The sequence below is a fragment of the Halosegnis sp. genome (assembly GCF_042216475.1).
In the GTDB taxonomy this organism is placed as follows: Archaea; Halobacteriota; Halobacteria; order Halobacteriales; family Haloarculaceae; genus Halosegnis.
Window position 1 is genome coordinate 1 of the sequence record NZ_JBDGTV010000001.1, and the last position, 26,563, is coordinate 26,563.

A 26,563-nucleotide genomic window follows, 5' to 3' on the forward strand; every position below is an offset into this window, starting at 1 on the left:
AGAGGATGTCCGCGATGCGGCGGGCCGCGTTGTCCTTCTCGGTGACGATCAGTTCCATCTACCTCCCGGTAGGCCAGAGCCGGAATTAAACGCTTCGCCACGAAACCGCCGGACAGCGCGCCCGCGCGCCCGTGTTCGCGTGACTACCCGTTCATGTTGGCGTCTTGGTCTGGTCCCTCGGCAGCGAGCGACTCGACCACTGTCGCCAGCACGTCCGTCGCCCGTTTCACCTCGGCGCCGTCCTCGACGAACACCAGTGTCCGTGGCGGTCGGACTGCCTTCGGGCGCACCCGCAGGCCCGCCTCTTGGCCGACCGCGGCCGCGGCGTCGACTCCCTGTTCGAACTCGATGTGCGCCCGGTCCGGATGAATGTAGACGTCGGCCAGCCGCTCTCCCGCGCGGTCCAGTCCATAGGCGAATGCGCCGTCCTCGGTTGGCTCCACCCCTTCGACGGCGTCGACAACGGCGATTCGGCCCATCGGTCCTGACGACCGGCCGTGCACCTCGGAGGCAAGTAGTTCCGCCAGCCGCTCGCCATCAGTCGTCCTGTCGCGGACCATTAGAGCTCCTCCAACACGTCAGCGGCTGCGTCGTCCACGTCGAGCCCTTGACGACGCGCGAACACTATCGCCGCGGCCTCGACGGTGACCGCAAACTCCGCCTGGAGCTCGTTGATGCCGGCGACAGCAGTCTGTTTGTCGATGCCGGCGTCGGTACAGGCGTCGAGCACCCGCTCGAACGTAGAGCGCTCTCGCAGCAGCGATTCGTCGGGTCGAAAGTCGTCGGGGACGGTCACCTCCTCGGGATTGAAGCTGACGACCAGCTCCTCGCCCTCTCGGTTGAGCAACCCCTCGCTCGCGGCCACGTCAACCAGCCGCTTTGCTTGGTCGGGGGAGAACCAGTCGCGGTCCAAGGAGAGGGCGACGACAAAGCTGCTCTCGGCCAGCCGGCGGTCTCCGGCGGCACGGAACGGTGCGGCGACAGCGACCCGGAGACTCATGCTCGGCGGGAGCCGCGCTAGCGACTAATAATCGTCGCTCGGTTGTGCTCAGAATTCCACGGCCGCCTCATCGCCCGGATCGCGTGCCCCTTCGAGTTCCGCGAAGGCCGCCCGAACCCGGTCGTACGTCTCGTTGACGGCCTCCACGATGACCTTCGTGTCGGAAATGACCGGCATGAAGTTTGTGTCGCCATCCCATCGCGGCACGACGTGGACGTGGACGTGGTCGGTGATAGAGCCGCCGGCCGGGCCACCGAGGTTCATCCCCGTATTGAACGCGTCGGGGTGGAGCGCCGTCTCCAGCGCGTCGAACGTTCGCTGTTTCAGTCGTGCGAGGCCTGTCAGTGTCTCCGTCTCGAGGTTGCGGTACTTACCGGTGTGATGATGAGGAACCACCATCGCGTGGCCTGGGTTGTATGGGTAGTTGTTGAGGACGACGAACGCGTGGTCGTTGCGCGCGAGCACCAGCGCGTCGCGGGCATCAGGGCGGTCAGGTAACACGCAGAACGGACAGCCGTCGATGGGATCGTCCTCGCGTTCGACCCACTCGATGCGCCACGGGGCGAACATCCGGTCCATACCCCGGCTGGGGCCGCCGCTGGGATAAGTGACGCTCACTCGCCGGTGACGCCGGAGAACCGGCTCGGCCGGAGCCGCAACTCCTCAAGCCCGGGCAGATGTTTCACGTTATACACCACCTTCGCATCCTCGGAGACGGGTGAGCTGATACACGACAGTCGAACTCCGCGGTCGAGCCACTCATCGGTGAGGATGTGGCCCGCAGGAGTGGGCATTTCTCCTTCGAGCAACGCGACGGCGCAGTTCGAGCAGGCGCCACCCCGGCAGGCGTACGGCCATGCGAAGCCGCGGTTTTCCGCGGCCTCTAAGAGTGTCTCTCCCGGCTCAACCAGCAGTCGGCCGTGATCGTCTGGGTCGAGATCTGCATTCGCCGCCTTTGCGAACAGGTCCTCGTCGGTCAGTTCCCAGCCGTGGTCCTCAAGTACCTCGAAATTAAGATACTCGACGCGACACCCATCCTCGGACGATGTCTCGTTTGTCTCGCTGTTCGGGCTGGGACGCCGCCGTGGACCGCGCCGTTCGCCGGCCGCCGACGCGGAGTTGTCTTGCGTCTCCGTCTCCACCTCGCCTGCGAGGATGAGGTCGTAGGCCCGCCGTACCCGCTTGAACGCCTCCCGAGAGCCGCCGCGGTCTGGGTGGGTCTCCTTGGCCCGCCGGCGGTACGCCCGCTCGACCGTCTCTTCGTCTGCGCCGGGGTCAATGCCAAGCACGTCGAACGGGTCGTCCACACGAACAGGTAGTGGCGTGGCGCGTAAATCCTCTCGGCCAGCGACAAGCCACGCGGGCCGATTTCTGCAACCATTTCAATCTATCGGCCGTTCAGGCGCCGAAACGTCCAGAGAGCAGCTGCTGAACGCTCTCGGCGTCGCTAATGGCGTCTCAACCGTCAGACGCCGCTCAGTCTGGCGGTTTTCTTGGTAAACCGGCCGAACGGAGTTCTCGGTTTATCTACCCATCTCGTGTACGTCAGGACGCGATGGCAACGACGACACCCACCGACGACGGCATCTCCGAGGAGTGCCCGGCCTGTGAGACGACGACGATTCACGACGTCTCTGTCCAGATACTCACGGAGAGTACAGACGCGGAGAACGCCGCGTACTCGCGAGAGCCGTATCGGGTGAGCGTCTGTCGCGCCTGCGGCCGCGAAGAGCGCGTCCGGATGAACAACGCGTGACCGTGACACCGCCGGGCGCACCGCCGCGTCCGGCGGCACGGGCCATCGTCGCGTTGCGCCGACGTGTCCCGAGGCATCCCCACCCAACGCGAGGGCGGCCGGCCCGGACTACCGGGTCGTTACCTCACAACCGTCCTCTGTGACGATAACCGTATGTTCACGCTGTGCGACCAGCGTCCCCTCCGACTCCTGTAACACTGGGTAACCGTGGACGACTCCCTGCTGTTCGAGTCGTCGCAGTGCCATCTTTGCCCGCCGGGTGTCGAGCCATCGGCGGGCAAACGGGAGTGTCTTGAACTCCTCGACAATCTGCTCGAGTGCCTGTCTCGCCTGTCGATTCCGGACAGACGCTTCTTCCTCAAGTGCGTATATCTCTTCCTGCGCACCCTCCGTTACCTTGCCGCCGCCATCAGTCGCGAACGGCTCGATAGCGACTACGTCACCGACCGCAAGTTCGGTACCACTGTCGACGCCGCGATTGGGGATGTTCGGCGCTGTATGCTGGTCCCAGCGACCAAGCCCGTGGCCTGTGAGATTGACGACTGGGTTGTAGCCGTAGCCATCGATGGTCGACTCGATGGCTGCCCCGATTTCACCCGTGTGAACGCCCGGTTCGACCTGCTCGAGCGCGGCGTCGAGCGCCTCCTCTGCAGCCTCGACGAGGTCGGCGGTCCCGGTGAAGTCGACAGTGACAGCCGTGTCGGCTAGCCAGCCGTCGATGTGGACTCCAATGTCGAGTTTCACCATCTCCTCGCCGATGGTACGGTCGTCGCCGGGCGCGGCCGCGCCATGGGCCGCCTCGTTATCCACGCTAACATTCACAGGGAAGGCGGGTTCGGCGGGGACCCCCCGATCGTCGCCCAGTTCGCGGATACGCTCCTCGGCCCACTCGGAAATTTCGAGATAGCCGGTGCCAACCTCGGTACGCTCGGCCGCCTCGTCGCGCACCTGGGCGAGTATCTCGCCCGCCTGCCGGTGTTTCTCGTACTTCTCGGCGTCGAGTTTATCGCTCATACCCCGACTCCGGGGGCGGCGTTCAAGGGCTTTCCGTCCCCGCATGGCGGCTACTCCGGTCGCTCCAGCGGTGGCAGCGTCCGGACGCCGGTCCGGTCGGCGAGGTTCGCAAAGCACCGACGGGTCGCAGACAGAGTCCCCATCACAGCCGTTACGCCAAATGGCATGAATGCGATGAAGCCGGCCACGCCAGGGAGCCGCGCTGCAATCGTCAGAACGATGGTCATCGTCGCGAGCGAGGCGAGCGCTCCCGTGAAGACGTACCCGACGAGCAGGAGCCACGGCTCCGTCTGCTTGACCAGCCGCGCTGCGTCCGGTATCGACCGCGTCCCGTAGCCGCTCGCATCGGTCGCCATCGCACGTACACAGCGGTCACTGCCCGATAAGCGTTTATTGCCCGGCGACGCTCGTCTGCATCGCGTCAGAGTTGTACGCCTCACCGGTCTGTCCGTTCGAGTCGATGAGGATGAGGCCGGCCGTCGCGTCGGTGATCTCTGCGAACTCCTCAATGGCACGGTCAGCCGCGGCTGGCGCCGACAGTCCAGCCTCAAGATGGTCGACGGCTTGACGCGCCAGCGTCACTCGGGCGATATCCTCGCCTGCACCGGTGGTACTCACGCCACCGGCTGGGGTACAGTAGAACCCTGCCCCCACCTGCGGCACGTCGCCCACACGGCCTGCAAGCGCGAGCCACCGGCCGCCCGTCGATGTCGCTGCGGCCAGCCGGTCGCCGTCGCGGGCGACTGCGCCCACCGTGTCTGAGCCGCCGAATTGCTCGCGCAGCCACTTGAGCTGCCCACGCACATCCTCGACTGCCGGGCGGTCCTCAAGGGCCGCAAACTGCTCGTCTCGGTCAGGTGTCCGTAGATCGACACCCGTCTCGATGTCGAAGGCGGCCGCGAGATCGACAGCGTGGACCCCCGAGACGAGCACATGAGGCGTCTCCTCTTTGACAACGCGTGCGACGTCGACGGCCCGCTCAACGCCCGGCATCGACGCGACCGCGCCGACCGCGCGGTCGTCGGTCATCAGCCCGGCGTCTGTGCGGATAATACCATCCGACTGGACGGCCCCTCCGACGCCGGCATTGAACCGTGGACTCGCCTCAAGGACCCGAACCGCCTCGCAGACGGCATCGGTGACACTTGCGGCCGCAGCACCCGTCTCAGCGGCCTCGTCCAGCACTGCCTGTCGCTCCGGCGGTTCGTCTGGCGGGCTCCCGGCGCCGCCGTGGACGATGAGTTGCACGCCTATTCGTCGCCGGCCCCGCGGCTAAAGTTCGTCGTCCGGTCTTCGAGGTTCACGATTCGGGTACCGGCAGATAACGGTACGCCTTTCTGTGCCCACTCGGAATTCGGACGTAATGTCTTCCGAGTACGAGCAAGTCGAGGTTCCCGACGATGGGTCGAAAATCACCTACGAGGACGACGAACTCGTCGTCCCAGACGACCCCATCGTCCCCATCATCCACGGAGATGGCATTGGGACCGATGTTGGGCCGGCCGCCCAGTCGGTACTTGACGCGGCCGCCGAGGCCACCGGCCGCGAGATTAACTGGATGCGGGTGTACGCCGGCGAGTCTGCCCGCGACCGCTACGACGAGAACCTCCCCGACGACACCGTCGATGCGCTCCGAGAGTTCCGCGTCTCTATCAAAGGGCCGCTCACGACGCCCGTCGGCGCTGGCTTCCGCTCGCTGAACGTTGCACTCCGCAAGAAGCTCGATCTGTACACGAACATGCGGCCCACCTACCATCTTGAGGGAGTTCCCTCACCAGTGAAAAATCCGGGCGAGATGGACATGGTTAATTTCCGGGAGAACACTGAGGACGTCTACGCCGGCATTGAGTGGGAGGCCGGCACTGACGGCGTCGAACAGGTCCGCGAGTTCATTGAGGACGAGATGGGGTTTGACGCCACCATCCACGATGGGCCGGTCGGTATTGGTATCAAGCCCATCACGGAATTCGGCACCAAGCGGCTCGTCCGACAGGCCATCGACTACGCCATCAAGAACGACCGCGACTCCGTTACGCTCGTCCACAAGGGGAACATCATGAAGTTCACCGAGGGGGCGTTCCGCGACTGGGGCTACGAACTCGCCGAGGAGGAGTACCCCGAGCGCACCATTACCGAGGATGAGCTTTGGGAGGAGCACGACGGCGACGCCCCCGAGAACGTCGTCGTCGTCAAAGATCGTATTGCGGACAACATGCTCCAGCAGATTCTCACCCGCACTGGCCAGTACGACGTGCTGGCGATGCCGAACCTCAACGGCGATTACCTCTCCGACGCTGCCGGCGCACAGATTGGGGGGCTCGGCATCGCGCCGGGCGCCAATATCGGCGATGGACGGGTACTCGCCGAGCCGGTCCACGGCTCGGCGCCAAAGTACGCCGACGAGGACAAGGTGAATCCCTCAGCCATGATTCTTTCCGGGCGCATCATGCTCGAGCAGCTGGGCTGGGACGACGCTGCCGACCTCGTCCGTGACGCCGTCGAGGCTCAGATCTCCTCGAAGCGGGTCACCTACGACATCGAGCGCCAGATCGAGGGCGGCGAGAAGCTGGCGACCAGCGAGTTCGCTGCCGAGATCGTCGAGCGCATCCTGGACTAACCGGTCGCGTTGCGGGCGGTCCCCAACCAAGACGGCCGTGGCACGCTCGTATTCCCGACCGCGGTCAGGGTCGTGGTTCGACGCACCCGAACCTTCTGCCCCTCGAACTCTCCCTCGTAGGTGAGCCGCCACCCGACCAGCCGACCGGTCTCCGTCACGACGACCCGAAGTCGTACGCCCCGCAGCGACTCGACGAGCAGCGGCTGCCGGAGCGCTCCCGTCGCAACCGACCGTGATTCGAGGACGTACCGGCCGTCTGCCGGGGTTACAGTCCAGTTGTCGCCCGCAAGGTACAGTTCTCGGAGCCGGTCGGCCGCTGAGAGGTCTTCCAGCACGCCGCCGGGTGTATCGGCACGGCCGTAGCGGACCCGCTCGTCCTCGATTCGAATCAGGCTTGTCCCATTCGTGTAGAACACGTCGACCTTGGTCGCAGCGGAGCTGACAGGGTAGCGGTCGCTGGACTCGCCGACCTGCAGCCCGCGGTACGTCTCACCCCCCGCGACGACCCACCGGGTCGTGTTCAGCCGTCGGAGTGTTCCGTTTTCGTCGACCACCCGGAATCGCGACCGGACGGTATACGAGCGGTTCGCGACGGCTCGCTCGTGGGCAGCAGCCAGCGCGTCTCCGTCGACCAGCCTCTTCGATTCGATTCCCGGTGGTGTCGACTCTGCAGGCACTGGGACTGGCGTCAATGTCTCCGTTTGCGTGGTCGGCGCCGTCGCCGCTGGCCCGCCGCAACCAGCGAGCACGCACGCGAGTACCAGTAGGAGAGGCCGCCACATCAGCCAGTCACCGTTTCGTTTGCCGCCGCAAGCCACGACGGCCGGGTGATGCGCACTCGGCCGAGTCGCGAGACAGTATACCGTTCCTCCACCCAAACCGCGCGCTGCTTGAAAGTCGCCTCATAGCGGAGCGTGTACGCGAGCACGACGCCGTCCGCTCGGATGGTCGCGGTCAGCGAGCGATTCCGGATATCAATGAGTAGCGACGGCGCACCTGTCAGCTCCCGGTCAGTCCGACCGGTCCCGGCGAGCCGGTAGCGGACTGTTCCGTTCACCCGGGTTGCGTCCGTCACCCGGAATCGGACGGCCCCGAGTGCGTTCATCACCAGCCGCGCCCGCGTTGGGTCAGAGACGGGGCCGTTCTCGACGCCATTGCTGCCCCAGTAAGTCGCCTCGCGATCGGCGTCCACGTAGCGGTTGCGCAGGTGGCCGTTCCGGTACCATACATCCCGGCGTACGGACGAGGCGGCGGTGTACCACTCAGCGGCTGACCGCTCGACTCGGCTGACCCGGTAGGCGTCCCCCCCGGCGACGCTCGCGTTCACAGTGACGACATCGAGCGTCCCGTTCGGACCGACGACCCGCCGCTCGCGGTTCAGCTGGTAGCTCGTCTCAGCTAGTCCCGCCCGGTGGGCAGTGACGAGGGCCCGCTCGTCGACTATGCTTGCCTTCCCGAGCCCTGGCACGCGGTCAACCGGCGCTGGCGTCGGCTCGGGGACGGTCGCCGGGGTCAACGTCTCGTCAACGCCACCGCCGGTGGCCGTTTCGCCACAGCCAGCCGCGAGACACAGCAGCGCGAGCGCCACGGCCGCCCGCCGGTGTGTCATCAGTCGTCGGCCCAGTCGGGGTCAGTTCGCGGCGGCGCAAAGATGTCGACCCCGTGAACGGGCACGTCACCGCGGTTCTCGGCGCCGTGGCGTTCGTCGCCCGCCAGCACGTATGACTCGCCGGCGGAGACGATCACCTCGCTGTCCGCGAGTAAGAACGTCAGTTCGCCCTGGTAAATGAACCCCGCCTGCTCGTAGTGGTGATCGTGGGCCGGCACGGTCGCGCCCGGTTCGATGTGGAAGTGCTGGACGCTCATCTCTTCGCCGGCCGCCATCTGTGCTAGGTTGACATCCGGGACTGCCTCCGTCTCCGCCCCGATGGCCTCGTGGTCCATACGGCCGCAGACGGGTGCCTCCGGTAAAGCCGCGGCGCTCACGACAGTGCGTCGCCCACGAACGTCGCCACCATCGCCAGCCCGTGTTCGGTGAGGATGGACTCGGGGTGGAACTGGACGCCAATATGGGGGTAATCGGCGTGCCGCACCCCCATCACGACGCTCGCCTCGTCGTCGGTGTGGGCTGTCTCCACGAGTCCCTCAGGCAGGTTCCCCCGGTCGACCGCAAGTGAGTGGTAGCGACCCACCGACATTTCCTCCGGCAGGTCTCGGAACACGCCCCGGCCGTCGTGGGTCACTGTCGACGGCTTCCCGTGGACGACGCTGGGAGCGTGGCCGACAGGAGCGCCGTTGGCCGCACACAGCGCCTGGTGGCCCAGACAGACGCCGAGCGTCGGATACGTAAGTTCGCGGAACAGCGGCACGGAGACACCCGCCTCGCTTGGAGTGCCTGGCCCCGGCGAGACGACGACAGCGTCCGGGTCCAGCCTCCGGATGTCGGCGACTGTCACCGCGTCGTTGCGCTCGACAACTACCGCGGAGCGCGTCTCGGCTGCTCCGTACCCCAGCTCCAGTAGCGCCTCGCCGACGTACTGGACAAGGTTGTACACGAACGAGTCGTAATTGTCCACCACGAGGACGGTCGCCGCGTCAGTCGCCATCGCTCCCCACGGCCATTGTCGTCTCCAGCGCGTCGTCCACGGCAGTCACGAGCGCGCGGGCCTTATCGAGCGTCTCAGCGTACTCCGCCGCCGGTTCCGAGTCGTGTACGATGCCCGCGCCGACGCGCAGACCGTACTCGTCGCTGTGGCGGACGAGGGTGCGAATGATGATGTTGAGCGTGGCGCGGCCGTCAAAGCCGAAGGCAGCCATCGACCCGGTATAAGGGCCTCGGCGGGTCTGTTCGAGTTCATCGATAATCTCCATCGTCCGTGGCTTAGGCGCCCCGGTAATGGTGCCGCCGGGGAACGTCGCCGCCACCGCATCCGCGACGTCATACTCGGAACGGAGCTGGCCTTCGACCAGTGAGACCAGATGCATTACCTCTGCGTATCGGTCCACTCGCCTGTACTCGGTGACGTCAACGCTCCCATATGCGCTCACCTTCCCGAGGTCGTTGCGTTCCAGATCGACAAGCATCGCGTGTTCGGCCTGCTCCTTCTCGTCGTTGGTCAACTCCGCCTCGAGGGTGGAGTCCTCGTCAGGTGTCGCTCCTCGTGGACGGGTGCCGGCGATGGGTTCGGTCCGCAGACGGTCGTCCTCGACATTGAGCAGAAGTTCGGGTGAAGCGCTCACCAAGTCGACGCCGGGGAACTCGACGAGCCCCGAGTACGGCGCGGGATTCACCTCCCGGAGGGCGTCGTACGCTTCGACGGGATGGACGGCCGCAGGGGCGGTGAGACGGTGGGAAATGTTCGCCTGGAAAGTGTCGCCCTCGCGGATGTACGTCTTCACGCGCCGAACTCGCTCCGCGAACGCTTCCTCGCCACAGTCGGACTCGAAACGGACCTCATCAGCGGCCACCTGCGGTGACCCAACGACCGTCGAGCCGGTGGTTGCGGCTGCTGCGAGCGCCCGCGCCTGCTTCCGGCCCTGCTCGTATGCTGCATCCGGCTCGCCGACCCGAGGACACGAACAGATCCGGAGCGTCACCCGGCCCTCGCGGGCGTCAGCAGCGGTCCAGGCCGCGACGGTGGGAAACACGCCTAGTTGGAGCCGAGGGAGGTCCCGGTCGCGGTCTGCATTGTCGGGTAGGCGCTCCAGTTCTCGAACCGCGTCGTAGGAAAGCCAGCCGAACGCACCGCACGGGTACGGCACCGAACAGTCCCCGCGGACGAGCGTCTCATCGGCCAGTAGATTATGGAGCGTTTCGAAGACTCGATTGTCCTCGCCGACGGTTATCTGCTCGCTCGCGTCGACAGCAAAGTAGCCCCAGCCGTCTTGGCCACCGGTCGTCTCGTAGAAAACGCCGCCGTCGGCGCGAGCTCGTCGGTAGGCGTCGAACGGATCGTCGACAGTTATGCGCACCTCGACGGGGATGCGAGCTCCCGACGGCGCTGCAGCCGCCGTCGTGACGAAGTCGTCTCGACTGGTGACGACCCGTGTCATACAGAACAGTTAGGGGCCGTCGATAATGCGCTTTCGATTCTACAGTTCTGCAGCGTCGTCCTGCCAGCGGCCGATGCGCTTGGCAGAAATACCCGTTTCCTCGGCGAGCGTGTCTGCGTCGGCCTCCAGCAGGTCCGCAACGGAGTCGACGCCGGCGTCGGCGAGCCGGCTCGCGTACGCCGGGCCGATGCCACTGACTGCCTCGACATCCCGTTTTTCGCCGGCTTCATCGGGATCGGCGGCTCCCGGTCCGGCGGCCTCTGCGGCCTCTGCGGCCGCCGCGCTCGATGACTCCTCGACGACCGACCCGGTCGAGCCGCTCGCATCCGTACCGGCCGCGGCCGGTTCCTTCACGGCGCGCTCGCTCGCCGGATCCAGCTCTTTGTCGCGCGACGAGCCGATGCCGAGCGCCGACTTGATGGTGTCGAGTATTCCCATGCGCGGCGGTAGACGCCCCCCTACTATTAAAGTCGTGCCCGAAGCGCCTCGTTCATCGCCGCGACGGGCGCCTCCAGCCCGGTCCACCGCTCGAAAGCAGCCACCCCCTGGTAGAGTAGCATCCACCCACCGTCGATGGTCGTCGCGCCGGCCCGGCGGGCGTCTGCGAGCAGCCGGGTTTCCAGAGGTGTGTACACTGCGTCCAGCACCGCGAGGTCGGCGTGAAGCGCGTCGGCCGGCACCGGTGTTTCCTCGTCGGCGTCGTCCTCGTCGTGTGCGCCCGTTCCCTCGGTGCGGTCGTCCTCTTCGTGCATCCCGACGCTCGTGCAGTTCACGAGCACGTCAGCGTCGGTCACGAGGTTGGCGACTGCCCCAAGCGGGTGGCCGGTGGCCCCGGGCACCTCCGCCGCGAGTTCGCGTGCCCGGGAGACCGTCCGGTTGGCGATAGCAACGTCCATTCCCGCGTCCGCGAGCCCGAACGCGACAGCCCGCCCTGCGCCGCCGGCCCCGACGACGACAGCCTGCCCCTCAAGCGGAATGTCGTGGTGGGTGAGCGCTCGCGTTGCCCCAACAGCGTCCGTGTTGTGGCCGGTTGGTGCCGCTCCCGTGAAGTCGACGGTGTTGACCGCACCGATGCGCGCCGCCAGGTCGTCCGGTTCAACGAGTTCAAGCGCGCATTGTTTGAACGGGATGGTGACGTTCAGCCCGGCCACTCCGAGCGCGTCAGCTCCCTCGAACGCCCGCGCGAGGTCATCCTCTGCCGGCTCGAAGGTAACGTAGCGGGCGTCTACGCCAAGTCGATCGTAGGCCGCCTCATGCATCGGTGGCGACAGCGAGTGGCCGACTGGATTACCGACCAGTCCGTACACATCCATACCGACGGCAATCGCCGGCTGGGGATAAATGGCCCCGCCGACGTCAAGAACAAAGGAGTTAGGTAGGTGCCTCTCCCCGCTCCAACAAAATGGGCGTCTCAGACCGTCTCCGCCATCCACTGGTCGCCGTCGCCGGCGCCGTCCTGCTGACAGTCCCGTGGGTTGCGTCGGCATTGGGTGGCCTCGTTGAAGGGTACGGCGAGGGGACGACTGTTCTCCTGGCTGGGTTAGCTGTGCTGGGGGCGTCGTTCCTGCTTGCTTGGGGCGCCGAGACGGCAGAAAAAGACGTCCCGCGGGCGTTCGCTATCGCTGTGCTCGCGGTGCTGGCCGTCGCGCCAGAGTACGCCGTTGACGCGCTGTACGCGTTCAACGCTGGCCAGTTCGCCGGCACTCCACGTGGTGCGGAAGCAGCGAACCTCGCAGTGGCGAACATGACTGGCGCCAACCGGATTCTTATCGGTCTCGGCTGGTCGGGAATCGCGCTATTTACCATCTTCCGGGCCGGCAGCGACGACGACGCTGCCGTCGAGAAGCGGCCCGGCTTCCTCGCCTCTCGGGTCAACCTCGATCCAGATATCTCGACGGAGATTGCCTTCCTCTTTCTCGCAACAATGTGGGCCTTCCTCGTCCCGCTCGGCGGCGGCATCGACGCTCTCGATATGTTCGTGCTCGTCGGTCTCTACATCCTCTACATCCTCATTATCCTGAAGGGCGATGTTGAGGCCGGTGAGGAGCATGTTGGCGTCCCCGCTTATTTCCAAAAGAAACGCCGGGGTGTTCGGGTGCCCATCGTCCTCGCGCTGTTCGCTTACTCGGGGCTGATGATTTTCTGGGCTGTCGAGCCGTTTGCCCACGGGCTGGAGGTGCTCGGCCAAGACTTCGGAATCCCTGCCTTCTTTATGATACAGTGGATTGCACCGCTTGCCTCGGAGTCACCCGAACTCATCGTCGTTGCCTACCTGGTCAACAAGGCCCGTTCTACTGCCGGGTTCAATGCGCTCATCTCCTCGAAGCTGAACCAGTGGACGCTGCTCATCGGAACGCTCGTGGTCGTCTACTCCATCGCGCTGGGCCGCTACGGGACGCTCCCGTTTGACCAGAAGCAGGCGGCTGAAATCTGGATTACTGCCGCCCAGTCATTCTTCGCCATCGCCGTTCTCGTCAACTTCAACATCAGCATTCGGGAGGCGCTCGTCCTGCTCGTGTTGTTCTCGACGCAGGTGTTCCTTGAGTTCCTTATCGTCCGGGACGTGGTCGCGCTCCCACTGTCGAGCTACGAACTGCTTATCGCTTTCACGGTCATCTACCTCGCTATCGGCGCGGGGCTGCTGGTGGCGCGCCGGCAGGCCCTCACTGTGCTGTTCGGTCGGCTGGCGACTACTGCCCGGAGCGCGCTTGGGACGACGGAGGTCGCCCGCACAAGCGACTGATCCCCACGGCTGTACCCCAACCCATTTGCGAGCCACCCCCGTACCGCGGGTAATGGCGAAGTGTGAGGTGTGCGGCAAGGAGGTGGATATGCCGTACAACTGCCGGCGCTGCGGGGGCGACTACTGCTCTGAGCACCGTCTTCCGGAGAACCACGCCTGCGCAGGGCTCGGCGACTGGAACGACCCCGACGGTGTCTTCGACTCCGGGTTCGACGACCGTGTAACGAGCGACGACTCCTCGCCGCTCGACCGGCTCTCACGGCCTGGCGGCCCGCTGTCGTACTTCAAGGGGAACGTCTCGTATCTGTTCCTCGCTATCATGGTTGCTGTCTTCGCGCTCCAGTTCCTCGTCTACCCGCTCGTCGGCATCGGTCTACGGGACCCGCTGTGGGCCGCGACGTTCACCCTCTCGTCTGCCCACCCGCTGTACGTCTGGACATGGGTGACGTCCGTCTTTTCACACGGCGGTATCGGCCACCTGTTCGGCAACGGCATCGTCCTGTTCTTTTTCGGCCCGGTCGTTGAGCGGTACATCGGCTCGCGGCGGTTCGCAGCGCTGTTCCTTCTCACGGGCGCGCTCGCGGGGCTGGCACAGGTCGGCTTGGGGCTGCTCGTCGGCAACACGACGGCCGTCCTCGGGGCCAGCGGCGCAATCATGGCTATCCTCGCCGTGCTCACCGTGCTCAATCCGGGGTTGAAGGTGTACCTCTACTTCGTGCTCCCGGTGCCAATCTGGCTGCTCACCATCGGCTACGCACTGCTATCCGTGTTTGGCATCTTCGGCGCGACGGCCGGCGTCGGCAGCAATATCGCCCACCTCGCGCACCTCACCGGGCTCGGACTGGGACTGCTGTACGGCAGCTACGTCCGCGACGAGGTGAGCGCCCCGAACCAGCTCCGGCTCGGCGGCGGGATGGGCGGTCCCGGCGGCCCGGGCGGTCCCGGCGGGCCAGGCGGCCCCGGCCGACGGCGCTGATGGCGAGCAACCGCGAGCGGTTCCGTCCGGACCCGTCACTGTCCCGCACTGAGATGAAGCGGCTCCAGCGGGAGATCGCCAAGGCGGCGACGTTCGAGGACGCCCTTGAGGTCACGCCTGCAGACGTCCGAGCGGGCAAGGCCGTTGTCGCGGGCGTCGACCAAGCGTTTCTTACCGACGCCGACCCCGCGCTCGCCGTCTCGGCCGCCGTCGCACTTCGTGGAGAGGAGGTTCTCGAACGGGTCTACGCTGTCACAGAGCTTGAGGTGCCGTACGTGCCGGGACTGCTCGCATTCCGGGAAGGTGGGCCGATTCTTGCGGCACTCGGGGAGTTCACCGTCGAGCCGGACCTGTATCTGTTCGACGGTTCCGGGCGCATCCACTTCAGACAGGCCGGGCTTGCGACCCACGTGGGCGTGCTGCGCGACCGGCCCAGCGTCGGCGTCGCCAAGTCACTGCTGTGTGGCGAGCCGCGGCAGTCGGTTGAGGGACTCGCGGCCGGCGAGCGGGTGCCGATAGTCGCCGACGCGGATGTGACGGCGCCCGATGGCACCGTGCTCGGCTATGCTTACCAGAGCCGGCAGTTCGATTCCGGGCGAATCAATCCGCTGTACGTCTCGCCAGGCCACCGTATGAGCGCGCAGACGGCCGTCGAGTTCGTCGCCGCCTGTGGGGGCGACTACAAGCTCCCCGAACCGACGCGGCTGGCAGACGCGTACGCTGACGAGGCGAAGGCGCAAGTCGAAGGCCAGAGCTAACACCCGGGCGGGCGAGACGGCCGTATGGACCGCACCGTCCTCATCACCGGTTGCTCGTCGGGCATCGGCCGCGCGGCCGCCCGCGCCTTCCGCGAGGAGGAGTGGACGACGTACGCGACAGCCCGCGACCCTGCGGATGTGGACCTCGACGGCTGTAAGACGGCCGCCCTTGACGTCACCGACCCTAACCAGGTCGAAATGGTTGTCGACCGTGTGCTCGAGGAGACGGGCCGACTCGACTGTCTGGTCAACAACGCCGGCTACGGCCAGTACGGCCCCGCCGAAGACCTGCCCGCCGAGCTGTTCGAGCGACAGCTGGACGTGAACGTCGTCGGCCCACACCGGCTCGTCCGGACCGTTCTCCCGCACATGCGCGAGGCCGAGTCGGGGACTGTCGTCAACGTCTCGTCGGTCGCCGGCCGGGTTGCGCCGCCGGGCATGAGCGCGTACGCGGCCTCGAAGTTCGCGCTCGAGGGTTACTCTGACGCGCTCCGGACCGAAGTGGCCCGATTCGGCGTCGACGTGTCGCTGGTGGAGCCGGGTCCCGTCGAGACACCATTCCGCGACCGAGTCGATGACGAACTCGACACGCTCGAGCGGACGGCCGCTTACGAGTCGGTGTACGACACCCAAGAGGACGGCTCGCTCATCTCCGGGGAAGACTCGCCGTTCGCGTCCACTCCCGAGGAGGTAGCCGACGTGATACTGGAGGCGGGGGTCTCGACGAACCCCGACCCACGGTATGTCGTCGGCGGCTTCGCGAAGACGGTGGCGCTCTCGCGGTTCCTTCCCGACCGGCTCCGCGACCGGCTGTTCCGGCTGGCCGAGAAGCTCTGAATTTAGGTACCCGGACGTCATCTCATCTGGTATGGACAACCTCCAGTTGGCGACGTTCGGCCTTCACGGGCTCGTCGCCGTCCTACTCGTCGGACTTGCGGTGGGTAACTACACTAACACCGGCGAACCGCTGTCGGCGCTCGCGCCGCTCGTCATCGCCGCGATGATTGTCGGGCTCGGCTGGACGGTCGCCCGCGTCGTGGGGCGCCGCTAGTCGAGACAGGCCGCAACGACCCGCAGCGCGGCCTCGCCGTGGACCTCTTCGGCGAATAGCGGCACCCGGAGCACCTCGTGGCCGCGGAACAGCTCCTGTGCCTCGCCGAGTGCGCTTCGCTGGACTTCCCAGCGTCGCTGGCAGAACGCACAGTCCTCGAGGTCCGGCGCGACGAACCACGAGGGGTCGACGTCGGCCACCTCTGCCAGCGGCTGCATCACCCGGTTGACGACGACGGTGCCAACGGGGACGCCAAACTCCCCGAGCCGGTCGACCAGCCGTCTGGATTCGCTCACGCTCATCGACTCGGGCACCATCACCACCCGGAAGTCGGTGCGGGCCGGGTCGGTGAGCACGGCTCGGAGCCGCTCGACCCGCTCGGAGAGCGACCGCAGGTCGTCCATTCCCGACTCGACGGTTGCCTCGTCGGGTCCGTTCTCGCCGAAGAGCCCGCCGAGACTCCCCACCATCCCCGAGAGCCGCTCGCGCATCGCCAGCAGCTTCCCCGCCATCGAGTCCATCACATCCGGTAGTTCCAGCAGCCGCAGCGTGTGGCCTGTCGGCGCGGTGTCGACCACCACCCGGTCGAACCGGTCGTCGTCCATGTACCGCAGGAGGAGCTGGAACGCCGCAGCCTCATCGGCCCCGGGCATCGCCCCAGCGACGTCGCCGCCGAGCAGGTCGCCCACCCCGCCGAGCTCGAGGTCGCCGTCGCCGGCGAACGGCCCAGCGTCAACCTCCTCAGGATCGATTTCGGCGCCGTACAGCGGATGTTCCTCGTCAATGCGGCCCGGCGAGGCGGGGACGTCCCGCTCAAGGGCGTCCGACAGCGAGTGGGCCGGGTCAGTCGACACGCACAGCGTCGCAGTTCCCTCACGGGCCGATGCCAGCGCGGTCGCGGCCGCCATTGTCGTCTTTCCGACGCCGCCCTTCCCTCCGTAGAGGACGTACTCGGGCGCGTCGACGATTGGTGACAGCTCGTCGACCGCCTCGACGTCGATCTCGCTCATACCGGCCGTGAGGGCCGGTGACTGGTACGTCTCCCGGTTCTGACCGGTCAGAGCTGGTCAAGACAGCGCGCGCAGTACGCCGCGTACGGCGGGTTTACCGTCCCGCAGCGGTGACACCGCACGGCCCCACTATCACTGGGCTCGGGGGTAGGGGTCCGCTCGTTGAGCCTGCCGGTGGGCCCATCGAGCCACCGGTTCACAAGGTCATCGTCGCGTAGCCGCTCGAGCCCCCGATAGAGCCCGAGAAACAAGAGCGCAGGAACGACCGAGAGTGCGAGCGATAGCGCGAGGTCGACGGCAGGTGGGAACATCCATCGGGTCACCCTAACCTGCCTGAGAGTGCCACAACGACCGCACGCCACCCCTGATTGCCGCGACCAACGCCCGCCGCGACTTCGCCACAGAGTGCACACATGCCCGCCAGCGTCGCGACCGAAATGGGTCCGAGGCCGGCGAGCATGCCGAGGACCCCGGCGACCCCGCCTGCGGCGATACTCATGGCAACCGACTGAAGCGGCGCGTCGCAGCCAAACATATTATGTCTTAGTCCCACACGGGCTTCAGCATTGGCGGGCATGTCCGCTACCCGGCACGGTTTTGTGCCCGGAGGGGAAGGCAAAAACGTGCAGTCCGACGACGCGTTTGGCTTCGAGCATGCCCCCGTCACGGACCAGTCGTTCGAGAATGCGCTCGCCAAGGCGCGCGACGGGATTCGGCTGACGGTCGACGACGCGGTGGAGCTGCTGACGACCGGATCCGAGACCGACGGTATTGACTCCCGCCGGAAGGAGCAAGTGCTCGAGGCAGCCGACCGCCGGCGCGCGGCCGTCGTCGGCGACGAGGTGACCTTTGTCGCCAACCTCAACAACAATGTCACGACGGCCTGCAATACAGGCTGTCTCTTCTGTAATTTCAAGGCTACTGCCGCGGCCTTCGAGAGTGACGCCGACGCGGTCGAACCTGCCCATGCTGGCTTCACGAAGACGCCAGCCGAGTCACGGGCGGCAGTCCGGGATGCTCTCGAGCGAGGTATCTACGAGGTCACCTCTGTCTCGGGACTTCACCCAGCGTTCGCGCTCGATGCCGAACATCATGAGATGCTCGCTGCCTACGACGACCCAGCGAGTGAGGTAAACTACAAGCCACCCGAACGGTACGACACCGACCCTGGCACCTACGTCGAGCAGATGCGGGCGATGAGCGCCGACGGCGCTCACCTCCACTCCATGACGCCCGAAGAGGCTCACCACGCCGTTCGTGGCACAGACTGGTCGTACGTCGACGCGTACCGCCGGCTCCGCGACGCAGGGCTCGCATCCGTTCCGGGGACGGCCGCTGAGATTCTGGTCGACGAGGTGCGCGAAGTTATCTGCCCGGGGAAAATGGATACCGGCGAGTGGCTGGCCGCGATGGAGGCAGCCGCGGAGGCAGGGCTTCCGACGACGGCCACCATCATGTACGGTCACGTCGAGAACGCGATGCACCGCGCAGTCCACCTCCGACGTGTCCGCAACCTACAAGACAGGACTGGGAACATCACGGAATTCGTCCCGCTCTCTTTTGTCCACGAGACGACCCCGTTGTACGAGCGCGGGCTGGTGACCGGCGGCGCGACGCCTGCAGAGGATGAGCTGATGATTGCTGTCTCGCGGCTCTTCCTCGATAACATCACACACATTCAGTCGTCGTGGGTGAAGTACGGCGATACACAGGGGTTGAAGATGCTCTCGTGTGGCGCCGACGATTTCATGGGCACCATCCTTTCAGAGGAGATAACCAAGCGTGCGGGCGGCAGCCACGGCGAGTTCCGCTCGTTTGACGACTACGCTGAGATGATACGCGCACTCGGCCGCACGCCCGTTGAGCGGTCGACCGACTACGAACAGCGGCGCGTACTCACCGGTGATGGGCCACACGGTCCGCAACTTGGCCCGTGTGCGGACGGGACGCCGTTATTGGCGCCGGGCGAGCGGGCCGGCGGGCAGACGGCTAGCGCTGACGACTGACTTTCCGGTACGCGAGTGCCGTCAGCTGCGATGGTTCTCGATGACCCGTGGTTGAGGCAGTGTGACGCCCCTTGCAGGCTATACTAGAGAATCCGTCGCTCTTAGTCTGCCAGCACAGCCCGGTAGCGGGCGCCTGCCTCCGTGTCGGCATCGATAGCCTTGTGCACCCGCTCTGACACCCAGCCTGGTTCAGTGAGGAATCGCTCGTAGACGGGGAGTCGCTCGGAGAGCGGAACGCCTGCCTCAGCAGCGATACTCTCGAGTTCACGCAGCGCCGGCCACGCGTAGTCGGGGTTGACGTGGTCGTCAGTTACCGGCGAGACGCCGCCCAGGTCGTCGACGCCGCAGTCAAGCAGGTCCCGCACTGGCGCGAGGTTCGGCGGTGACTGGACGCTCACCGTCTCGGGAAGACAGTGCCGCGCCATCGCTGTCGTCTCGCGGAGCGTCTCCAGTGCTGGTCCTGGCTCCTTCCACCGCTCGTTCGGGCTCACCGGCTGGACGATGACCTCCTGAATGTGGCCGTATCGCTCATGGAGGTCCCGGATTGCGAGCAGACTCTCCGCGCGGTCGCGGCGCGTCTCGCCGATACCGACGAGGATGCCCGTGGTGAACGGGACGGCGAGTTCGCCGGCCGTCCGGATAGTGTGGAGCCGTTGACCCGGCGACTTCCCGCGGGGCCCCCCATGGGCCTGCAGGTCTGCCGTCGTCTCCAACATCACGCCCATTGAGGCGTTTAGATCTGCGACCTGTGCCATTTGCTCGCGGGTCTGGTCGCCAGGGTTCGCATGCGGGAGCAGGCCCGCGTCGAGCGCAATCTCACAAGCTTCCCGCAGATATGAGTGGATAGAGTCGTGGCCCCACTCTGCAAGTTGATCATGGACCGCTGTGTAGCGGTCATCGGGGTCGTCGCCGAAGGTGAACAGTGCTTCTGTGCAGCCAGCGTCGGCGCCACGATCGCAGATTTTTCTGACCTCCGACGGGGACAACAGCGTCGCCTCTCCGGGAACATCGTAGTAGGTGCAGTATGTGCAGGTGTATCGGCAGGCGGTCGTCAGCGGGATGAACACATTGCGCGCGAATGTCAGTTCTGCTGCTGCCGTCACGTCTGCTGGTCCGACACTGAGCAGTTCGTCGACCGCGGCCTCGTTGACGCGTAGGTCAACGCTGTATTCGTCGGCCCCGGGGAACATACCGATGGCTACGTCTCTCCGGTCAAAAGGGTACGGATGACGGATAAGTGATGGACGCGCCGACCCAGTGTCAGTCAGGGTGCCCTCGACCGGCAGTTCCGGGTCGGCACGACCGGCGCGAGTAGCACTCGCGCACCTGATGATACTCGTGCGAGCAACTAAACCGTTGTCCTGGCCAGGTCACTCCTCTGTGTCGCCCCAGGTGAACTGGGCGCGGCCGTCTGTCGTCGCTACCCGGCCGCCGTGGGCGCGCAGCCACGTCGCGGCGGCGCCATCACCGTGGAGTAGCACCTCCACGAGGTCATCCGGCTCGTCGATGTCCGCGGCGAGCTGGAAGGAGTCGACTGTCGCGAGCGACAGTCCTTCGGCGCGGGCCGCTCGGCGGTGGTCGCGGACGGACGCACCGTGGTAGTCAACCCGGAATGTCTCGTCACGGACGACGAGCGCGTTTGTCCCCCCACCGAGTCCCGGCGCCATTACGACATCCGCGTCAGGGGCAATCAGCCGTTCGACCGTCTCGCGACCGACGAGCGGGAGGTCAGCCATCATGACGGCCGTCGGCACTCCGGACGCCAGTTCGGCATTGACTGCCTCCGTTAGTGGCCGCTCGTCGACAGTCACGGGCGCGTCGACGTCAACGGGCGCGTCCGCGAGCACCACCGGGTCGTGGTCGGCCAGCGCCCTGAGCACGTCCGCGAGCATTGCCTCGGCGAAGCTGTGTCGCTCTTGCTCGTCAAGCACGGCACCGAGTCTGGTCTTTGGGTCGCGCGCCCCGAACGGGACGAGCACGCGCATCTACCGGAGTTTGTCGTAGTCGTCGCCCCGGGAGCGAAGATAAACGCCGCTGCCGACGACTAACCCGAGCACGACCAGCCCGCCCACTGCATAGAGGATGAGCTGGTTCCGGTTGCGGGTGTTTTGGGCCTGTTCGGCCTGCGTTTTCGCCTCGTTCGCAAGCTCGACGGCCAGTCCGAAGCTCTCGCTGTTGTACGCCTCAATCGCGTTTCGCAGCGTCTGTTCGGCCTCTGCGTCGCCGCTCGCGGTCTCGATTGCACTCTGGGCCTCCTCGATTGTTGTACGGGCCTCAGCCGATTCGTTCGTGTAGTGGTGGACACTCGTGGCAGTGATGTCCTGCTGTGCGCCGCCCTCACGGCGGAGTTCGAACCGAGCAAGCGTGAACTCCTCGGCAGGGTCGTAGCTGAAATTCTCGATAGTCGGCACAGTGCCGCGCACCCGGACCCGCACCTCGGCGGTGTCCTCTGAGATGTCGACGGCCTCGCCGAATTCCGCGCCGTCGTAGGACTGCTGTGACAGCTGGTTGCCTGCTTGGTCGAACTTCGTCACCGTCCAGGTGACATTCGTCATGTTAGTTTTCCCGTGAAGGGTCCACGACTCGTAGTCAGTGTAGAGGTCGGTGAACGTGTACGTGGCTGTGACCTCGTCGCCGACCTGTGCTTCTTGTGGAACACCCTCCGCGCTCGTCGAGACGGCCGCTACTGGACCCACAGCGGCCGCGAGCACGAACAGAACTGTGATAAACGCCTTAGAACAGCGGCTCCAACTCATCTTCGTCATCTTCAATTAACCCATGTAAGTTCTCTTCGCTCTGGTCGCGTATCTCCTCGATGTTATCCTGTGCTTCGATTGCGACCTGCTGGAGCTCTTTGATGCGGGGTACGTCCGTCACGCCCGACAACAAGATGACGCTGGCTACGTAGTTGGAGTCCGAGACGGGGTAGTCGCCACCCCGCACCTCCATCGAGCCAGTCTGCTCTTCGAGCCACTTCCGCCCGCGCTCAATCCCCTTTCGATTGAGGTACTTCGGCGGCCCAGACATCACGAGCAGCGCCCGCTCAGTGCCGTCGATCTCACATGGAAGCGTTAGTCGTCCTAATGCTGCCTTCCGCACGAGCGACGTGATTCGGTTCGTTGTGTTTGCCGCATCCATGTCGCTCCCCTCGTCATCGCTGGTGAACCGCGAGAGCAGCCCCTTCTCCTCGCGCTGGATCTCTTCGGCGGCGTAGCCAACCGTTGAGACACCGCCGCCGGATAGTGTGTTGATAATCTCCGAGGAGTCAACGACACTCTCGCCCACTTCGGCGCCAGGCTCGATTTCGCCGGCGCCAAACATGATACCGAACCGCTTGACAATCTCGTCGTTAATCTCATCGTAGCCACCCTCCATCGATTCGCCTGTCTGACGCCACGCGTCGTTGTCGAACACCATGAGGTTGTCCACCTCGCGGACGAATGTCTGGAATGAACGGGCAGCGTTCAGCGTGTAGATACCCCCCTCATCCTGACTGGGGAGCACGCCGAGCCCGTAGACGGGTTCGGTGTAGATACGCTTGAGATGCTTCGAGAGAACGGGTGCACCGCCGGAGCCGGTGCCGCCGCCTAAGCCAGCGATGACGAGGAATGCATCAACCTCATGGACCGGGATAGAGTCGATGGCGCCCTGCACCTCGTCCATGTCTTCCTCGGCGATTTCGGCGCCAAGCTCGTTGTCCGCGCCGACGCCGTGACCCTTGACTCGGGCCTGGCCGATGAGTACTCGATTTTCCTCCGGGATGTTTTCCAATCCCATCAGGTCGGCCTTCGCGCTGTTGACCGCGATAGCCGCACGAACGATTTCGCTGCCGGTCTGTCGGTCGTACTCAAGGAACTTATCGAGGATTTTCCCGCCGGCCTGCCCGAAGCCGATCATTGCAAGCTTCATCCGTCTTACCGCATACGCCGCCTTGCGTGCATGATAAGCTTTCGGCACATCACCCGGGCGGGCAGTGCGGCGTTCCCGGCTCAGGCCTCCGCGAACTGGGCGTCGGTAACGTTTAGATACGATTGGAGCGTCGTCAGGTCCTCGCTCGTCCAGCCGAATACCTCAATGGCATTGTCGGACGTCGTATTGTCGAACCGGAGCGATCGGTACTGGTCGCTGCCCATCGGCGCCCCCGGCACCGCATCCAGCAGCGATAGCCCGAGGCCAGCCAGCGACATCGGCACCGACACGACCGAGACGGGCTTGCGTTTTGCCGCCCATGCCAACTCCGCCACCTCCGCAAGCGTCAGCTTCTCCGGACCACCGAGTTCGTATGTGTTGCCGATGTGGGGGTCGGCCTCCTCCTCTTCTTCGGCCTCGTCGTCTGTCTCGGCGCGCGGTCCGGTGACGGTCCCCTCAACGCCATCGGCGACCATCTGGACCAACTCCTCGACATAGATGGGCTGGAAGCGGGTCTTGCCGCCACCGGGTAGCGGGGTGAGATATGGTGTCGCCAGTTTCCGCGTGAATGGGATGAACTCGCCCCCATCGCCGAAAACGACCGACGGCCGGTAGATGACCGAGTCGAGGCTCGCTGCCTCAACCAGCTCTTCAGCTTCCCCCTTTGCGCGGATGTAGGCGGTGGGACCGTCTGGGTCCGCACCCAGCGCTGACAACTGGACGAACCGGTCGACGTTGTGTGTCTCGGCAGCCTTGACAGCGTTCTTGGTGCCGTCGCGGTGGACCCGGAAGTGCATCTCGTCGCCGCCGTCCGGCTTGAACAGCGGCGACAGCGCCACCAACTGGACGACACAATCGATCTCTTCGAAATGAGCCTCGATGGAGTCGTAACTGGTGACGTCCCCCCGGACTGTCTCTACCTCCCGGTCGAAGTCGGCCGACCGCGGGTCGCGTGCCATCGCAGTCACGTCGTGACCGCGCGCCGCGAGTTCGTCGCACAGATACGACCCAACAAAGCCCGTCCCACCGGTTACGAGTACGTCCATAGGCTCGCCTTCGCCCGGTGCCGCCGTAAAGATACCGCGGTACAGATACACAGTCGCGGCGTTTACGTGCGGGCCCCTCGGACCGCCCGTATGCTCGTCACGCTCGAGGGTATCGACGGCGCCGGAAAGACGACGGTGTTAGAGGCGCTCGCAGACGCCCACCCGGAGGCCGTCGTCACCCGGGAACCAACGAAGTCGTGGTACGGAGAGGCCGTCGAGCGGTCGATTGCTGACGACGACTCCGACTCGCTTGCCGAACTCTTCCTGTTCATCGCTGACCACGCCGACCATCTTGACCGGGTCATCCGGCCGGCGCTCGCAGCGGACCGGCTCGTTCTCGCGGATCGTTACGTGGACTCGCGGCTCGCGTATCAGGGCGAGTCACTCCGCGAAGAGCTGAAGCGACCGATGGAGTACATCCGCGGCGTCCACGAGCCGTTCACGCGGTGGCCCGACGCCACGTTGTATCTCGATGTCGACCCTGAGACGGGGGCTAAGCGTGCGGGCGCGACTAACAAAATGGAGCACGCAGAATTCCTCGCCGGCGTCCGATCAAACTACGAGCGGCTTGTTGAGGCAGAGCCTGACCGGTTCGTGCGCATCGATGCGACCCGGCCCCCAGAGGAGGTCATCGCGACCGCCGAGCGGACGCTCACGCGGCTACTTTAACTAGAGCCGCTACGTTCTGGCAGGTCCACCTCCTCGGGAGCGGGCTGCCAGAAGTAGTCGAACGACATACCGACTGCGAGCGGCAGGAGTATAGTGATACCCACCACTGTTGCCGGGCCGCCGAGGTCCGGACCAAGACCGGCACCGCCCAGCACGAGTACGATGACGAGCAGGACCAGCGGAGTCAGGAGCACCGAATAGAGGACTGCTCCCCATCCCGTGTTCAGCCGGACGCGGAACAGCCGCGTGAGCAGCGCCGCGACGAGACTGTTCACCCCCAGGATGGCGAGCAGACCGACGGCGTCAACGAGCACGACCATACCATCCATAGTCGGTCGCAGTGCTTGGCTCCTACGCTCTGGCCCGGCAAAATCGGGGGGCTTACGCCCGCGGGTGTGTCACGGCTCACGTGGGCATCTACGACCGCTATCTCGCGGCACGCATCCGGCTTGCCGACGCGAGCCTCCCCAATCGGGTCGCCCTCGTCATCACGGAGCGAGATCTGTTGGAGCCAGGGGCCTACGACACGCTCGCAAGCTTCTTCGACTGGGCGCTCGAGTACGGCGCTGACAGCGTGACTGTCGCGGTGAGTGTGCTCGATGCTAATGCGGTGCCGACGCTTCGGCGAGCGCTTGAGGACCTCGACACGCCCCATGAGGTGGCGGTGCGCGACCCTGACGACGACGTCCCCGCGGACGCGCCCGTACAGGTGGCCATCGGTCTGGGTGGTCGCGAGGAATTCGCCGCCGCTGTCCGCGGTGTCGCGGAGGCTGTTGAGGCGGGCGAACTCACTCCCGAGGACGTCGACGCCACAGACATCGAGGAACGGCTCCTCTTTCCCAAGCCTCCCGACCTGCTCATCAAGACAGGCGCTGAACGGCTCTCGGATTTCATGATCTGGCAGTCCGTCTACTCAGAGCTGTACTTCACGGACGTGAACTGGCGGGACTTTCGAAAGCGCGATTATCTGCGTGCGCTGCGGGATTACCAGCAGCGCCAGCGACGGTTCGGCCGGTAGATGTTAGTCGGCTGGTTCACCGGCCGCCGTGTCAACGTCTGCCTCGGCGAGTTCCTCCTCTCGGAGCGACCCGTGAAGCCGGCCGAGCACGCCCCACGCTTCCGACAGCTCCGCGTCTCGGAGGGTGGAGACGAGCGCAAGCGCGCGCCGTGCCCGGGTGCGCCGCCACGACTCCTGCCGGGCCTCGTACGTGCGAATTGCACGCAGGAAATCGACGCGGCGGAATTCTGGCCAGTAGGGAGTACAAAAAAAGACTGCCGCCTCGTTGCCGTTGGCGTGCCACGGGAGAAAGTTGGAGGTGCGCTCAGCACCGCCGGTACGGATGATGAGGTCGACCGCGCGGCTGGGGCGGGTTGTCAGCCGGCGGTCTAGTTCGGCCGCGTCCACATCAGCCGGCGCAAGCGTCCCCGCGTGAATATCACGAGCGACCGACCGAGCGGCATTCAGCAACTGCGCGCGACCGCCGTAGGCAAGCGCGACGTTCAGGTAGAGTCCGTCGTAGCCGTGGGTGCGGCGGTCGGCGTCGGCGACTGCATCCTGGACCCGCTCGGGAAGCCGCTCCGTCTCGCCGACTGCGCGAATACGGACAGCGTTCTCGTGGACTTCCTCACGGTCGGCGAAGTCCCGCAGTTTGGACTCGATTAGGTCGAACAGCGCTTCGCGCTCTTCCGGTGGTCGCTCGAAATTCTCCGTCGAGAAGGCGTACAGCGTCAATTCCTCGACACCGAGATCGCGACACCACCGCAACATCGCCTCGGTCGTCTCCGCACCGGCGCGGTGGCCGGCGGTCCGTTCTTCGCCACGGGCCTCGGCGTACCGGCGGTTGCCGTCTTGGATAACCGCAACGTGGTCGGGCGCCCCCTCAAGTTCGCGTTCGAGCAGTTGCTCGTAGACGCGAACTCCCGTACGGCGGAGCCCCCCTAACATACTCCGAGGT

The 26,563-nt window shown here is 65.6% G+C and carries 33 protein-coding genes; 10 read left to right on the forward strand and 23 right to left on the reverse strand.

All coding sequences use genetic code 11. From position 1 onward, the window contains the following. Positions 1-143: 143 nt before the first annotated feature. From ABEJ63_RS00005 to fer, 4 genes are read right to left on the reverse strand one after another with little or no spacing between them, the layout of a single operon-like run. The gene (locus tag ABEJ63_RS00005; protein WP_375794280.1) at positions 144-560 is read right to left on the reverse strand and encodes a hypothetical protein; all 417 of its coding nucleotides are present in this window, start codon (positions 558-560) and stop codon (positions 144-146) included. After that, the gene (locus ABEJ63_RS00010) at positions 560-1,000 is read right to left on the reverse strand and encodes a DUF2240 family protein (RefSeq protein ID WP_375794281.1); all 441 of its coding nucleotides are present in this window, start codon (positions 998-1,000) and stop codon (positions 560-562) included. The genes ABEJ63_RS00005 and ABEJ63_RS00010 overlap by 1 nt, the downstream gene beginning before the upstream one ends. Before the next feature lie 48 nt (positions 1,001-1,048). Continuing rightward, positions 1,049-1,579, reverse strand: coding sequence for an HIT domain-containing protein (locus ABEJ63_RS00015; protein WP_375794282.1), 531 nt, complete (start codon positions 1,577-1,579; stop codon positions 1,049-1,051). Positions 1,580-1,614: 35 nt separating this feature from the next. Further along, complete coding sequence (gene fer / locus ABEJ63_RS00020; protein ID WP_375794283.1) at positions 1,615-2,307, reverse strand: ferredoxin Fer; 693 nt, start codon at positions 2,305-2,307, stop codon at positions 1,615-1,617. Positions 2,308-2,555: 248 nt separating this feature from the next. Here fer and ABEJ63_RS00025 point away from each other — a divergent pair, with 248 nt between their 5' ends. Continuing rightward, entirely contained in the window at positions 2,556-2,756 is a 201-nt protein-coding gene (locus tag ABEJ63_RS00025; RefSeq protein ID WP_375794284.1) for a hypothetical protein, read from the forward strand. A 108-nt stretch (positions 2,757-2,864) separates the two neighbouring features. Here ABEJ63_RS00025 and map read toward each other — a convergent pair whose 3' ends face one another. Genes map through ABEJ63_RS00040 form a run of 3 tightly spaced genes read right to left on the reverse strand, consistent with a single transcriptional unit; the run spans position 2,865 to position 5,018 of the window. Beyond that, positions 2,865-3,770 (reverse strand): type II methionyl aminopeptidase, encoded by a 906-nt coding sequence (gene map, locus ABEJ63_RS00030; RefSeq protein WP_375794285.1) that lies wholly within the window; start codon positions 3,768-3,770, stop codon positions 2,865-2,867. A gap of 50 nt (positions 3,771-3,820) precedes the next feature. Further along, positions 3,821-4,126, reverse strand: a complete 306-nt coding sequence (locus tag ABEJ63_RS00035) for a hypothetical protein (RefSeq protein ID WP_375794286.1) — start codon at positions 4,124-4,126, stop codon at positions 3,821-3,823. Between the two features lie 34 nt (positions 4,127-4,160). Next, complete coding sequence (locus ABEJ63_RS00040) at positions 4,161-5,018, reverse strand: isoaspartyl peptidase/L-asparaginase (RefSeq protein ID WP_375794287.1); 858 nt, start codon at positions 5,016-5,018, stop codon at positions 4,161-4,163. Between the two features lie 115 nt (positions 5,019-5,133). Between ABEJ63_RS00040 and icd the strand changes: the two genes are divergently transcribed. Next, positions 5,134-6,387 carry an isocitrate dehydrogenase (NADP(+)) gene (gene icd / locus ABEJ63_RS00045; protein WP_375794288.1) on the forward strand — a complete coding sequence of 418 codons (1,254 nt, stop codon included), beginning with the start codon at positions 5,134-5,136 and terminating at the stop codon, positions 6,385-6,387. On the opposite strand, the gene ABEJ63_RS00050 is transcribed toward icd, so the two are convergent. From ABEJ63_RS00050 to aroE, 7 genes are read right to left on the reverse strand one after another with little or no spacing between them, the layout of a single operon-like run. After that, complete coding sequence (locus ABEJ63_RS00050) at positions 6,384-7,169, reverse strand: hypothetical protein (RefSeq protein ID WP_375794289.1); 786 nt, start codon at positions 7,167-7,169, stop codon at positions 6,384-6,386. The two genes, icd and ABEJ63_RS00050, sit on opposite strands and share 4 nt — an antisense overlap. After that, positions 7,169-7,996 carry a hypothetical protein gene (locus ABEJ63_RS00055; RefSeq protein ID WP_375794290.1) on the reverse strand — a complete coding sequence of 276 codons (828 nt, stop codon included), beginning with the start codon at positions 7,994-7,996 and terminating at the stop codon, positions 7,169-7,171. Before ABEJ63_RS00055 ends, ABEJ63_RS00050 begins: the two co-directional genes overlap by 1 nt. Beyond that, on the reverse strand, positions 7,996-8,331 hold the full coding sequence (locus tag ABEJ63_RS00060) for a cupin domain-containing protein (RefSeq protein WP_375794291.1): 336 nt from the start codon (positions 8,329-8,331) through the stop codon (positions 7,996-7,998). The genes ABEJ63_RS00055 and ABEJ63_RS00060 overlap by 1 nt, the downstream gene beginning before the upstream one ends. A gap of 38 nt (positions 8,332-8,369) precedes the next feature. Continuing rightward, the gene (locus tag ABEJ63_RS00065; protein ID WP_375794292.1) at positions 8,370-8,993 is read right to left on the reverse strand and encodes an anthranilate synthase component II; all 624 of its coding nucleotides are present in this window, start codon (positions 8,991-8,993) and stop codon (positions 8,370-8,372) included. Continuing rightward, positions 8,983-10,440, reverse strand: a complete 1,458-nt coding sequence (gene pabB / locus ABEJ63_RS00070; RefSeq protein ID WP_375794293.1) for an aminodeoxychorismate synthase, component I — start codon at positions 10,438-10,440, stop codon at positions 8,983-8,985. Before pabB ends, ABEJ63_RS00065 begins: the two co-directional genes overlap by 11 nt. 39 nt (positions 10,441-10,479) lie before the next feature. Further along, positions 10,480-10,878 (reverse strand): helix-hairpin-helix domain-containing protein, encoded by a 399-nt coding sequence (locus tag ABEJ63_RS00075; protein ID WP_375794294.1) that lies wholly within the window; start codon positions 10,876-10,878, stop codon positions 10,480-10,482. A 26-nt stretch (positions 10,879-10,904) separates the two neighbouring features. Continuing rightward, complete coding sequence (gene aroE / locus ABEJ63_RS00080; RefSeq protein ID WP_375794295.1) at positions 10,905-11,753, reverse strand: shikimate dehydrogenase; 849 nt, start codon at positions 11,751-11,753, stop codon at positions 10,905-10,907. A gap of 89 nt (positions 11,754-11,842) precedes the next feature. Between aroE and ABEJ63_RS00085 the strand changes: the two genes are divergently transcribed. Genes ABEJ63_RS00085 through ABEJ63_RS00105 form a run of 5 tightly spaced genes read left to right on the forward strand, consistent with a single transcriptional unit; the run spans position 11,843 to position 15,968 of the window. Continuing rightward, on the forward strand, positions 11,843-13,183 hold the full coding sequence (locus tag ABEJ63_RS00085; RefSeq protein ID WP_375794296.1) for a sodium/calcium exchanger protein: 1,341 nt from the start codon (positions 11,843-11,845) through the stop codon (positions 13,181-13,183). A 52-nt stretch (positions 13,184-13,235) separates the two neighbouring features. Next, positions 13,236-14,159 carry a rhomboid family intramembrane serine protease gene (locus ABEJ63_RS00090; RefSeq protein WP_375794297.1) on the forward strand — a complete coding sequence of 308 codons (924 nt, stop codon included), beginning with the start codon at positions 13,236-13,238 and terminating at the stop codon, positions 14,157-14,159. Beyond that, positions 14,159-14,917, forward strand: coding sequence for an endonuclease V (locus ABEJ63_RS00095; protein ID WP_375794298.1), 759 nt, complete (start codon positions 14,159-14,161; stop codon positions 14,915-14,917). Before ABEJ63_RS00090 ends, ABEJ63_RS00095 begins: the two co-directional genes overlap by 1 nt. A 24-nt stretch (positions 14,918-14,941) precedes the next feature. Then, on the forward strand, positions 14,942-15,754 hold the full coding sequence (locus ABEJ63_RS00100) for an SDR family oxidoreductase (protein ID WP_375794299.1): 813 nt from the start codon (positions 14,942-14,944) through the stop codon (positions 15,752-15,754). A 31-nt stretch (positions 15,755-15,785) separates the two neighbouring features. Next, complete coding sequence (locus ABEJ63_RS00105) at positions 15,786-15,968, forward strand: hypothetical protein (RefSeq protein ID WP_375794300.1); 183 nt, start codon at positions 15,786-15,788, stop codon at positions 15,966-15,968. On the opposite strand, the gene ABEJ63_RS00110 is transcribed toward ABEJ63_RS00105, so the two are convergent. Both ABEJ63_RS00110 and ABEJ63_RS00115 read right to left on the reverse strand, forming a co-directional pair. Further along, positions 15,965-16,978, reverse strand: a complete 1,014-nt coding sequence (locus ABEJ63_RS00110; protein ID WP_375794301.1) for an ArsA family ATPase — start codon at positions 16,976-16,978, stop codon at positions 15,965-15,967. The two genes, ABEJ63_RS00105 and ABEJ63_RS00110, sit on opposite strands and share 4 nt — an antisense overlap. Before the next feature lie 47 nt (positions 16,979-17,025). Beyond that, positions 17,026-17,289, reverse strand: a complete 264-nt coding sequence (locus tag ABEJ63_RS00115; protein ID WP_375794302.1) for a hypothetical protein — start codon at positions 17,287-17,289, stop codon at positions 17,026-17,028. Positions 17,290-17,553: 264 nt separating this feature from the next. Between ABEJ63_RS00115 and cofH the strand changes: the two genes are divergently transcribed. Next, complete coding sequence (cofH, locus tag ABEJ63_RS00120; RefSeq protein WP_375794303.1) at positions 17,554-18,984, forward strand: 7,8-didemethyl-8-hydroxy-5-deazariboflavin synthase subunit CofH; 1,431 nt, start codon at positions 17,554-17,556, stop codon at positions 18,982-18,984. 101 nt (positions 18,985-19,085) lie between these two features. Here the strand turns inward: cofH and cofG are convergent, their stop codons facing one another. The 5 genes from cofG to ABEJ63_RS00145 form a co-directional block, all read right to left on the reverse strand. Continuing rightward, a complete protein-coding gene (gene cofG / locus ABEJ63_RS00125) occupies positions 19,086-20,174 on the reverse strand; it encodes a 7,8-didemethyl-8-hydroxy-5-deazariboflavin synthase subunit CofG (protein ID WP_375794304.1) in 1,089 nt (362 codons plus the stop codon). Positions 20,175-20,354: 180 nt separating this feature from the next. Next, on the reverse strand, positions 20,355-20,969 hold the full coding sequence (gene cofC, locus ABEJ63_RS00130; RefSeq protein ID WP_375794305.1) for a 2-phospho-L-lactate guanylyltransferase: 615 nt from the start codon (positions 20,967-20,969) through the stop codon (positions 20,355-20,357). Beyond that, on the reverse strand, positions 20,970-21,740 hold the full coding sequence (locus tag ABEJ63_RS00135) for a hypothetical protein (protein ID WP_375794306.1): 771 nt from the start codon (positions 21,738-21,740) through the stop codon (positions 20,970-20,972). It abuts the gene before it with no gap. Then, a complete protein-coding gene (locus ABEJ63_RS00140; protein ID WP_375794307.1) occupies positions 21,718-22,893 on the reverse strand; it encodes a tubulin/FtsZ family protein in 1,176 nt (391 codons plus the stop codon). The genes ABEJ63_RS00135 and ABEJ63_RS00140 overlap by 23 nt, the downstream gene beginning before the upstream one ends. A gap of 80 nt (positions 22,894-22,973) precedes the next feature. After that, the gene (locus ABEJ63_RS00145) at positions 22,974-23,939 is read right to left on the reverse strand and encodes a complex I NDUFA9 subunit family protein (protein WP_375794308.1); all 966 of its coding nucleotides are present in this window, start codon (positions 23,937-23,939) and stop codon (positions 22,974-22,976) included. Positions 23,940-24,029: 90 nt separating this feature from the next. Between ABEJ63_RS00145 and tmk the strand changes: the two genes are divergently transcribed. Continuing rightward, positions 24,030-24,608 (forward strand): dTMP kinase, encoded by a 579-nt coding sequence (gene tmk, locus ABEJ63_RS00150; protein WP_375794309.1) that lies wholly within the window; start codon positions 24,030-24,032, stop codon positions 24,606-24,608. Here the strand turns inward: tmk and ABEJ63_RS00155 are convergent. After that, positions 24,605-24,928 (reverse strand): hypothetical protein, encoded by a 324-nt coding sequence (locus tag ABEJ63_RS00155; protein ID WP_375794310.1) that lies wholly within the window; start codon positions 24,926-24,928, stop codon positions 24,605-24,607. The genes tmk and ABEJ63_RS00155 overlap by 4 nt on opposite strands. 89 nt (positions 24,929-25,017) lie before the next feature. Between ABEJ63_RS00155 and ABEJ63_RS00160 the strand changes: the two genes are divergently transcribed. Beyond that, on the forward strand, positions 25,018-25,626 hold the full coding sequence (locus ABEJ63_RS00160; protein ID WP_375794311.1) for an undecaprenyl diphosphate synthase family protein: 609 nt from the start codon (positions 25,018-25,020) through the stop codon (positions 25,624-25,626). A 3-nt stretch (positions 25,627-25,629) separates the two neighbouring features. Here the strand turns inward: ABEJ63_RS00160 and uppS are convergent, their stop codons facing one another. Continuing rightward, complete coding sequence (uppS, locus tag ABEJ63_RS00165; RefSeq protein ID WP_375794312.1) at positions 25,630-26,553, reverse strand: polyprenyl diphosphate synthase; 924 nt, start codon at positions 26,551-26,553, stop codon at positions 25,630-25,632. Between the last annotated feature and the right edge of the window lie 10 nt (positions 26,554-26,563).